Source organism: Catonella sp., from assembly GCF_052173895.1.
GTDB lineage: Bacteria > Bacillota > Clostridia > Lachnospirales > Lachnospiraceae > Catonella.
The window spans coordinates 58,640-67,481 of record NZ_JBQMXS010000009.1 but is presented as its reverse complement, the minus strand read 5'-3'; the positions used below and the strand labels follow the sequence as shown (position 1 = coordinate 67,481).

The 8,842-nt window shown below is 33.4% G+C and carries 9 protein-coding genes; 8 read left to right on the top strand and 1 reads right to left on the bottom strand.

Features of this window, described 5'->3' with window-relative positions; all coding sequences use genetic code 11:
* From uvrC to yihA, 7 genes are all read left to right on the top strand, one after another.
* A partial coding sequence (uvrC, locus tag ACTTG8_RS03670; RefSeq protein WP_442560770.1) for an excinuclease ABC subunit UvrC occupies positions 1-1,265 on the top strand: 1,265 nt, incomplete at its 5' end.
* 330 nt (positions 1,266-1,595) lie between these two features.
* A complete protein-coding gene (locus ACTTG8_RS03665; protein ID WP_442560769.1) occupies positions 1,596-2,117 on the top strand; it encodes an ImmA/IrrE family metallo-endopeptidase in 522 nt (173 codons plus the stop codon).
* Positions 2,093-3,586 (top strand): hypothetical protein, encoded by a 1,494-nt coding sequence (locus ACTTG8_RS03660; protein WP_442560768.1) that lies wholly within the window; start codon positions 2,093-2,095, stop codon positions 3,584-3,586. The genes ACTTG8_RS03665 and ACTTG8_RS03660 overlap by 25 nt, the downstream gene beginning before the upstream one ends.
* A complete protein-coding gene (locus ACTTG8_RS03655; protein WP_442553214.1) occupies positions 3,573-4,085 on the top strand; it encodes a Pycsar system effector family protein in 513 nt (170 codons plus the stop codon). Before ACTTG8_RS03660 ends, ACTTG8_RS03655 begins: the two co-directional genes overlap by 14 nt.
* Before the next feature lie 437 nt (positions 4,086-4,522).
* A complete protein-coding gene (locus tag ACTTG8_RS03650; RefSeq protein ID WP_442560767.1) occupies positions 4,523-4,846 on the top strand; it encodes a DUF6145 family protein in 324 nt (107 codons plus the stop codon).
* Positions 4,843-5,838: a tRNA dihydrouridine synthase DusB gene (gene dusB / locus ACTTG8_RS03645; RefSeq protein WP_442560766.1), complete on the top strand. Its 996-nt coding sequence runs from the start codon at positions 4,843-4,845 to the stop codon at positions 5,836-5,838. Before ACTTG8_RS03650 ends, dusB begins: the two co-directional genes overlap by 4 nt.
* A 3-nt stretch (positions 5,839-5,841) precedes the next feature.
* Positions 5,842-6,438 (top strand): ribosome biogenesis GTP-binding protein YihA/YsxC, encoded by a 597-nt coding sequence (gene yihA, locus ACTTG8_RS03640; protein ID WP_442560765.1) that lies wholly within the window; start codon positions 5,842-5,844, stop codon positions 6,436-6,438.
* On the opposite strand, the gene ACTTG8_RS03635 is transcribed toward yihA, so the two are convergent.
* Positions 6,404-6,937: a DUF4364 family protein gene (locus ACTTG8_RS03635; protein ID WP_442560764.1), complete on the bottom strand. Its 534-nt coding sequence runs from the start codon at positions 6,935-6,937 to the stop codon at positions 6,404-6,406. The genes yihA and ACTTG8_RS03635 overlap by 35 nt on opposite strands.
* A 272-nt stretch (positions 6,938-7,209) precedes the next feature.
* On the opposite strand from ACTTG8_RS03635, the gene rho reads away from it, so the two are divergent.
* Complete coding sequence (rho, locus tag ACTTG8_RS03630; protein ID WP_442560763.1) at positions 7,210-8,832, top strand: transcription termination factor Rho; 1,623 nt, start codon at positions 7,210-7,212, stop codon at positions 8,830-8,832.
* The last annotated feature ends 10 nt before the right edge of the window (positions 8,833-8,842 follow it).

Here is an 8,842-nt window from a genome sequence, read left to right as displayed (position 1 = left end):
ACAAAATGATGGAGGCTTCCGAAAAACTTGAATTTGAAGAAGCCGCTAATTATAGAGATATGTTAAGTCATGTGAAAAGGTTCAGTGACAGACAGAAGATAAATTCTAATGACAATGTAGATGACAGAGATGTGCTGGCTCTTGCAAAAGCAGGAAAAGAAGCTGTCATGCAGGTGTTTTTTATAAGGGGAGGCAGGCTTATAGGGCGTGAGCATTTTTCACTTGACGATGTAGGAGATGATGTAAAGGGGGCTATTTACACTGATTTTATAAAACAGTATTATATGGGGACTCCATTTATACCAAAAGATTTGATGTTGGCAGATGAACCTGAAGAAAAGGAACTTTTAACACAGTGGCTTGCAACTAAGAGGGGAAGCAAGGTAAATATTTTAGTTCCTAAAAGGGGAGAAAAGGCAGGACTTACAGACCTTGCCTATAAGAATGCGGCTATGGTACTTAATCAAGATAGTGAAAGAAATAAAAGAGAACAGGCAAGGACAATAGGAGCGGTCAAGGAACTTAAAAAATTGCTTGGAATTAAAAATGACATAAAGAGGATAGAATCCTACGATATATCAAACACAAGCGGATTTGAAAATGTTGGCTCTATGGTTGTTTTTGAAGATGGCAAACCTAAAAAAAATGATTACAGGAAGTTTAGGATTAAGGGAGTAGTAGGCTCAAATGACTATGCCTCTATGGAAGAGGTGCTTACCAGAAGATTTGAGCATGGTCTTAAGGAAAAAGAAGAACTGAAAATTTTAGAGCAGGCAGGAAAAATAAAAGAAGGTAAATTTTCAAATTTCCCTGACATAATCTTAATGGACGGCGGTAGAGGGCAGATAAATATATGCATAAAGGTACTTGAGAAACTTGGCATAGATATAGTTGTCGCAGGACTTGTAAAGGATGACCGCCATAGAACCAGAGGGATATATTACAACAATGTTGAACAGCCGATAGACACACATGGAGAGGTGTTTAAGCTGATAACAAGGATACAGGATGAAACCCACAGGTTTGCAATAGAATACCACAAACTTTTACGAGGTAAAAATCAGGTACACTCTGTACTTGATGATATAAAGGGTATAGGCAAGGTAAGGAGAAAGGCTCTGATGAAGCATTTTGCATCTCTTGATGATATTAAAAAGGCAACAGAAGATGAGCTAAGGGCAGTAGAGGGAATGAATGAAGGAGCAGCAAGAGCGGTGTGGGAGTTTTTTAGGGAGAAGAATTCTCTTGCAAGCAAGCTTGATTGAATTTTTATACTTTTGACACTTGTATCATAATATAAATAATAAATAATGCACAAAAATGTCGTGTTGACATAACATGTTAAATATGATATTATATAAAATATATAAAGAACAACAGTTTGAATATAGTTATAATATGTTATTAAATAATGTGGGTGTCAAAAGATAATAAATTCTCTTGCAAGCAGGCTTGATTGAATTTTTATACTTTTGACACTTGTACTATTAAATAGAGTTATGAAAAATTAACTATATAAAATGATTTTGTGTAAGTTTTAGTAAAATAATAAGGTTAATATATGATGTGTACACTTGATAAACGGAGGTTTTTGTATGAATAATGAATTGAGATGTAAAATTAATGAATTGGCAAGTGCTATTTTACATTGTTATGAAATAAAATCTCCTATTACAAATATAGTTGAAGAGGTAGAAAAGCTAGGTGGAAAAGTTAAAGTGGATTCCAGCCTTGGTATTTTTTCAGATGGTAGGATAGAAAAAGAGAACAATTCTTTTAGTATAAGTATACCTATTAATCAGACTAGTGAAAGAAAAAATTTCACCATAGCACATGAACTTGGACATTTATTTTTACACATGGGATATAAAATAAATGATGATTTATGGGAAAAGTCTGATAATAAGGTATTTAATAGAAAAGGAAATTCTGAGATTGAAATACAGGCCAATGAATTTGCAGCTGCATTCCTTATGCCTAAGGAAAAGTATAAGGAAATTATGGACGAAAACACAGTTGGAAATACAGTCTATATAGCTAAAGTTGCGAAATATTTCAATGTGTCTATTGATGCTGCATCATATAGGGGAAAGTGGTTAGGTTATTTACAATGGTAGATGGAATAGATAAAGAACTTGCAAAATTTAAAAATATAACAGTTCAACAGGAGACAGAGCAAAATGTTGATAGTGAGCACAGTACACAGGAATTTAATAAGGATTGTGATGATGTGCTCCTATTTTTTTCGTTTGATATAGTAAATTCAACATTATACAAGAATGTAAGTAATTATTGGGTATATACAATTGATATAATTCTTAAAGAAGTAAAAAATAGAATAAAGGAAAAAATTAAAATAGCGGAAGTCTGGAGGGTATTTGGTGATGAAATAATCTTTATAACAAATATATCCTCTGAAGAATCGGTTGGTGAATATATCTCATATATTCATCAGGTACTTGTCAAATGCTCTGATTTTATTGAAAAAGGTAAATGTTTTGAAGGGCATAAAATTGAAGATAAAGAGAAATTAATAGATCATAGAAACATGATATCAATAAAGGCGTGTGCTTGGATCGCAGCAGTTACAGATATAAGTAAAATTGAAAAAGGCTCAAGAGAGATAAGTGTTGAAAATATATTTGAAATATTTGAAGAAGGTCCTAACAATAGATTTCGTGAATTCAGAGGTGCAGATATTGATGCTGGATTTAGGCTAGCCAAGGAGACAGTATCAAGAAGGCTTACGATTAGTTTTGAACTTGCATATCTTTTGTCTAATAAGAATGATATGTTGAAGAATATAAGAGTGATAACATATAAAAAACTTAAGGGCGTATGGAATAATCTACCATATCCTATAATTTGGTATTATGATAGTTCACATAATGGTGGGTGTAGTTTTGAAGATAGTATACCATTTGATGCTATAGTACAAGATGGTATATATGGGGATTTAATGACTACAGAATTATATAAATGTAGTGAAGATAAGATTAAAGAGTTAGTTAATAAGATACTTAAAGAACGGGGTATACAAAATAAGATTGATAAGTTAAATATGTTAATAGATTATAAATCAGATAATCGTACAGATTATTTAAGAGATTTAAAGTTAGAATTACATTGTGTTGCAGTTTGTTATAATGAAGAAGGTAAAATATTCCTTGTAAAGAGAGCAACAAAAGAATTTTTTTCTGGAATTTGGGAATTTGGTTGTGCTAAGGCAAGTTATGACAAAAGTATATCAGAAATTCTTAAGGAAGAATATAAAAGTGATTTTGGTATAGACATAGAAGTTCAACTTGATGAAAATAGGAAAGAAGACAAACAACCAATTCCGTTGGCAGTATATACTATAAAGAAAAATAATGAAATTCATAAAGGGATTATATTTATTGCTAAAATTGTTGGAAATACTGAGGTCAGATTGGATGAAAAAAAACATTCAGAATACATATTTATAAGTGCAGAAGATCTGAAAAATAATGATAAAGTTAATGCGCAGGATTTTGTACCAGATGCACTAGATACAATGTATAAGGCTTTTAAAATAATTAAGGAGAAAGGGAATGAAAATAAGTAATGATAAAATTAATTTTTATGAAAAAAATCTAGAAAGAATAAATTACTGGCTTCAATTTGCAGAAGCTAAAAATGCCGCAATTATTGCATTTGCTATATCAATTTTGGTTGTAATCTGGACAAGTAAATTAAGTGATAACATTTATATAGCTACTATTATATCATTTTTTTATTTAATATCTTTAATTATCTCACTGTGTTCATTCTATCCTAAAGGAAAGAACTTAAATATAAATGAGAAAATAGAAGAATATAATTCCAATGATAATTTTTTGTTTTGGAATGATATAGCTAAATATTCAGCAAAAGATTATATTGAAGGTATAAATAAACAGGTGCAATTTGAGAATGATGATATATCGGCAATGGAAAAAATGTATGTTGAAGAAATTATATCAAATGCAAGAATTGCAAAGATTAAATATAAAAAATTTAAATATTCTGTTGTGATATCTATAATTGGAACATTTGTTATTTTTATTGCTTTGGTTCTAGCATAAGTACAATATAAGATATGTTAAATTGTTGCCTGCTTGATGTAATATCCGGCAGGTATTTTTTTATTCAAAAATGCTAAGGAAATTTTAATTCCATCTGAAGAATATAGGCTAAAGATGTACCTAATGAACTTTGATGAGTTTTTATAGGCTTGTTGAGATGAGGTAAATATACCTGTAATTGAAGATAATTTCAAAAAGAAAAAGTCTTTAGGTGAGGTGATACATAGAAAAATAATGAATACCTTAAGTGCCTATATGGCTATCGGTGGTATGCAACAGGCTGTAAAAGCCTTTGCTAAAGGTAAATCTTTGAACATATTGATTTGAACTCTTTTCTATCCTTTCTCTTCCTTGACTGTAAATTGTTTTTTGTGTTACCATAGCTGATGATAAAATGAAATTATTTTACATATTTAAATAGATTAAGGAGAACCTCAATGAACGAAAAACAAATCCTATGCGTAAGCAACGCATATTTACACAAATACTACTTAGGCAGCTCATTTGCCAAACTCCCTACAGCAATCAAAGAAGAACTCCAGATTGCCTGTGTACTATTTACAGAAAAGGTGGGAGGTATACTTACACTGGCTTTTGATGATGATAAAAATCTTTATATTCATACAGCGAGCAATGATGACGATTACTCTTATGATGAAATTCACAGCGGTATGTTACTTAGTAAGTTTCAGAGAGAAAAGGAAGAACTTTTAGTGAGTATTGAAAGATTTTATAATGAGTTTGTTAAAGGAGAAGTATGAAAGGCTTTAAGATAGGAAATGTTGAACTAAATGGTAGGCTGGTATTAGGCCCTATGGCCGGAGTTACGGATTTACCGTTTAGGGTTCTTTGCAAGGAAAATGGAGTTGCTCTTACATATACAGAGATGGTAAGTGCCAAGGGATTTAAATATAAAAATAAAAACACCGAAGAACTTATAACAATAGATGAAAGAGAACGCCCTACAAGCCTTCAGATATTTGGAGAAGACCCTGATATAATGGGTGAAATGGCAGCTGCTATAAATGATAGAAACTTTGATATACTGGATGTAAACATGGGCTGCCCTGTTCCTAAGGTAGTTAATAATGGAGAGGGTTCTGCGCTGATGAAAGAGCCTGAAAAAATTGCAGCTATAATAAAAAGTCTGAAAAGAAATTCTAAAAAGCCTGTTACTATTAAGATAAGAGCAGGGTTTACCGTAGAAAATAAAAATGCAGTAGAGGTAGCTAAAATAGCCGAGCAGGCAGGTGTAGATGCAATAGCTGTGCATGGCAGGACAAGGTCACAGTTTTATGATGGAAAAGCTGATTGGGAAATAATAAGAGCTGTCAAAAAGGCTGTAAGTATACCTATTATAGGTAATGGAGATGTTGTAACAGAATTTGATGCAAAAAAAATACTTGAAGAAACCGGCTGTGATGGTATTATGATAGCAAGAGGTGCAAGAGGAAATCCTTGGATTTTTAACCGTATCAACCATTATCTTGAAACAGGAAATATACTTCCCCCACCTGATGCTGATGAGTTTCTTGCAATGATTCTAAGACAGGCAAGATGGATGATAGAGTATAAGGGGTTGTATACAGGAGTTAGAGAAATGAGAAAGCATATATCATGGTTTACAGCCGGATATCCCAATTCAACCAGACTTCGTGGTGAGGTAAATAAACTTGAAACATACGAAGACTTAAAAGAACTCGTTGAAACCTATGTAGACAGTATTCGTGATTCGAAAGCATTTGAAAGGTAAAATATGGTAATTAAAAAAGTAGAACTTGAAAAAGTAATTGGAGTAACCAGCAAAATTCCTGAAATGTCACATCCGGAATTTGCTTTTGCAGGCAAATCAAATGTAGGCAAATCATCCTTGATTAATTCGCTTATGAATAGAAAGGCACTTGCAAGAGTATCTGCTCAGCCCGGAAAGACACAGACTATCAATTATTATAATGTAAATGATGAGCTTTATCTTGTAGATTTGCCGGGGTATGGCTATACTAAAGTAGCAGTAGAAGTGAAGGCTAAGTGGGGTAAGATGGTTGAGAAATATTTAAGACAGTCAAAGATGTTAAAATATGTATTTTTACTAATTGACAGCAGGCATAAACCATCTGAAAATGATATTATGATGTATGAATGGATAGTAAGTCAGGGAGTAAATCCTATAATAGTTGCAACTAAGATAGATAAGCTTAAGAGAAGTCAGATTAAAGGCCAGATGGAACTTATTATGAAAACTCTTAATCTGACTTCTAAGGAACAGTTGCTGCCCTTTTCATCTGAAACCAAAGCAGGAGTTAAGGAGCTTTGGGATATTATTGAGGATATTTATCCAGAACAAGAGAGTTAAAAAGGAGTGCGTATATATCATCACTTTTCTTGTTCCACTCTGAACAGATTTTTTCAGCTATATTTTCTGCCGGAACAGACATACTTAAACTAAGCAGTTTACTTTGGAACTCATTTATGGTAAGATTAACAATGAAATCACCATTTCCGGCTGCCTTAAAATTGGCAGTGGCGGCAATGTCGCTTTTAATAGTCTTAGAGTTATCGCTTAAGTAGGATTTTATTTCGTTTTTAATAGATTGGTTTATATCGTTGCTTAACAAATCCAATGTATGTCTGCCCTCTTCAGTAGATTTGAAGAAGGAACTGTTCATTGTATTTTCAGACTTTATAAGTCCTGTTTCCATAAGTTCAGAAAGTACGGTCTGAAGGTTGAAATAACTCGTATATCCTTTTTGTAACATAAATTCAGAGATTCGTGCATTAGTCAAAGGATATTCTGTAAGATTCAGCATATATAGAACCATAAGTTTATATAAAGTCATAGCAGTATTTGCCATAGAGTTAAGACCTCCCAGATAAATATTTATAATTTTAAGTTAAATGATACAAGTGTCAAAAGTATAAAAATTCGATTGGGGCTTGCTTGCAAGAGAATTTATTATATTTTGACATGCATATCGCAAAATGATATCTATATCATTATAACCAAAATCTTTGGCTTTTGTCTACATTTGCGATAATTTTTCAATAATAGTTGTAAATAGGTTCGTTCATTAACACCGGCATCCTAATTATATAGAAAGTAAATTTATTTTAAAGGAGATGTACAATGGATTACAAAACAATGAAAATAGTGGAACTTCGTGCAGAGGCGAAAGAAAGAGGGGTTAAGAGTGTCACTACGCTTAATAAATCTGAGTTGGTAGAGATACTGGAAAAATTGGATAAGCAGGATGAAAGGTCTGAGAAAGCAACTGAGGTAAAAACACTTTATACTGAAAAGGCTAGCCCTGCAAGAGTGGAGAATGGGGTACAGTATGCAAGTAAGCCACAGATGAGACAGCCTGCACATATCCAGCCTGCATCAAGGATGTATTCTCAGAGCAACAATGTACAACAAAATCCGATGCAGATACAAAATCCGGGACAGCAGTCTAATTCTCGTCCTATTCGCTCTTTAACCAGTGAGGAAGTAAAACAGAACATGATAGCTGCAGTAAATGCAATAACCAGTAATAAGGAAATGGCTTTAAGCATCCAACAGCAGTTTTTAGCCCTTGGCACAAATGGAGATATAGCAGGGCTTGATTCGGGTGAAATCAAGTCAGGGATTTTAGAGGTTATGCCGGAGGGATTTGGATTTGTACGATGTGACAACTATCTTCCGGGAGAGAATGATGTATATGTATCTCCTGCACATATTAGGAGATTTAACCTTAAAACCGGAGATATTATAGTAGGAAATACCAGAGTAAAGAGCAATAATGAAAAGTTTGCTGCTATTCTTTACATAAGAACTGTAAATGGAAAATACATTAAAGAATCTTTAGAAAGACCAAAGTTTGAAGACCTTACACCTATCTTCCCTAATAGGAGGATTCGCCTTGAGTCGAAGGAACATAATGCTATTTCTATGCGTATGGTTGACCTTATAGCACCTATCGGAAAGGGTCAGAGAGGAATGATAGTATCGCAGCCTAAAGCAGGTAAAACTACTCTTTTAAAGCAGATAGCAAGGTCAATTACAGATAATAATCCTGAGATGCACCTCATTCTTTTGCTTATAGACGAAAGACCGGAGGAAGTTACTGATATGAAGGACTCTATTACCGGTGAAAAGGTTGAAATTATTTATTCTACCTTCGATGAAGCTCCTGAGAACCATAAGCGTGTGGCTGAAATGGTAATAGAGAGAGCAAAGCGTCTTGTTGAATATAAGAAGGATGTTATAATTCTTTTAGATAGTATAACAAGACTTGCAAGAGCATATAATCTCACAGTAGCTCCAAGTGGAAGAACTCTTTCAGGAGGTCTCGACCCTGCAGCTCTTCATATGCCTAAGAGATTTTTTGGAGCTGCAAGAAATATGCGTGAAGGAGGAAGCCTTACCATACTTGCAACAGCTCTTGTAGATACAGGAAGCAGGATGGATGATGTGGTATTTGAGGAGTTTAAGGGAACAGGTAATATGGAGCTTGTACTCGATAGGGGACTTTCGGAAAAGAGAATTTTTCCTGCTATTGACCTTGCAAAGTCAAGTACAAGAAGAGATGATTTGCTTTTTACTCCATCAGAAGTGGAAGCAAATGATATAATAAAGAGAACTCTCTCTTCAAGGAATGTAGAGGATGGAGTTGAAAGTATTATAAATATTTTCAAGAATTTTGAGACTAACGAAGAAGCAGTGAATTATATAAATAAGCAGTATGGAGATAAGAAGTTAATCAGATAAAAGGATACAA

Bases quoted from the DNA above. Each gene is read 5' to 3' on its own strand.
- ACTTG8_RS03655 (WP_442553214.1), top strand. From the start codon at position 3,573: ATGAAAATAAGTAATGATAAAATTAATTTTTATGAAAAAAATCTAGAA.
- dusB (WP_442560766.1), top strand. From the start codon at position 4,843: ATGAAAGGCTTTAAGATAGGAAATGTTGAACTAAATGGTAGGCTGGTA.
- yihA (WP_442560765.1), top strand. From the start codon at position 5,842: ATGGTAATTAAAAAAGTAGAACTTGAAAAAGTAATTGGAGTAACCAGC.
- ACTTG8_RS03635 (WP_442560764.1), bottom strand. From the start codon at position 6,937: ATGGCAAATACTGCTATGACTTTATATAAACTTATGGTTCTATATATG.
- ACTTG8_RS03650 (WP_442560767.1), top strand. From the start codon at position 4,523: ATGAACGAAAAACAAATCCTATGCGTAAGCAACGCATATTTACACAAA.
- rho (WP_442560763.1), top strand. From the start codon at position 7,210: ATGGATTACAAAACAATGAAAATAGTGGAACTTCGTGCAGAGGCGAAA.
- ACTTG8_RS03665 (WP_442560769.1), top strand. From the start codon at position 1,596: ATGAATAATGAATTGAGATGTAAAATTAATGAATTGGCAAGTGCTATT.